The organism is Streptomyces sp. DH12 (assembly GCF_020873895.1).
Classification (GTDB): domain Bacteria; phylum Actinomycetota; class Actinomycetes; order Streptomycetales; family Streptomycetaceae; genus Streptomyces.
Genome location: NZ_JAHWGT010001345.1, coordinates 1 through 421, shown reverse-complemented (window position 1 = coordinate 421; position 421 = coordinate 1). Strand labels below are relative to the sequence as shown.

Below are 421 nucleotides of genomic sequence, written 5' to 3'. Positions count from 1 at the left end.
CACCAGAGCACCCAGACGATGAAGCCCGCGACCGCGGCGAAGAAACTGGGTGTGTACCTCGAGGCCACCCCCGCCGAGTTCCGGGAGGGCGTGGTCTCGCGCGCGGAACTGAACGCGCTCCAGACCGACCCCCCGCAGTGGCTGCGGGACCTGCGGCGCGACGGCCCGCACCCCCGCCCGGTCGTCGCGGCCAAGCTGGGCGTCTCGATCTCCGGTCTGGCCCGTGGCGGCGTGATCGAGCCGCTCACCACCGAGCAGATCGAGGCGCTGACGCAGGAGCGCCCCGAGTGGCTGGAGCGGGAGCGCGCCACCCAGGCCGAGGTCCGCAAGGAGGCGGCCCGGCTGAAGAAGCGCGGGAGCGAGAGCTCCGAGGGGGGCGCCTGAGGTCCGCCTCCGAGGGCTCAGACACCCCCGGCCGGGT

The 421-nt window shown here is 74.3% G+C and carries 1 protein-coding gene; it reads left to right on the top strand.

The features are described 5' to 3' along the window. Positions 1–384 (top strand): DUF5997 family protein (locus tag LPA54_RS40005; RefSeq protein ID WP_228985328.1); only part of this gene is annotated, 384 nt, incomplete at its 5' end. Positions 385–421 lie beyond the last annotated feature (37 nt).